Origin of the sequence: Actinoplanes rectilineatus (assembly GCF_000962825.1) — a bacterium.
GTDB classification, from domain to species: domain Bacteria; phylum Actinomycetota; class Actinomycetes; order Mycobacteriales; family Micromonosporaceae; genus Actinoplanes; species Actinoplanes rectilineatus.
In genome coordinates, this window is record NZ_JZKF01000292.1 from 1 (window position 1) to 263 (window position 263).

At 57.8% G+C, this 263-nt stretch carries 1 rRNA gene; it reads left to right on the plus strand.

Annotation, left to right across the window (positions count from 1 at the left end):
- Nucleotides 1-60 (plus strand): 16S ribosomal RNA (locus WH85_RS46465); the annotation flags it as partial.
- Nucleotides 61-263 lie beyond the last annotated feature (203 nt).

The window sequence follows — 263 nt, forward strand, 5'->3', positions numbered from 1 at the left end:
ATTGGGACGAAGTCGTAACAAGGTAGCCGTACCGGAAGGTGCGGCTGGATCACCTCCTTTCTAAGGAGCAACTATCCGCGAAAGCGGACAGTGGCCCGCACTACCCGAATGTGGTGGTGGGGTGCTCAAAGGCGGAGACACTGGTTAGCTCAAGCCGGCAACGGCCGATTCACCTAGTACGCAGACTTTCGGGTCTGGAGGAACGGTCTCGGTGCGGCTGGTGGAGGCGATAAGCACCCTGTTGGGTATCTGAAAGAACAACC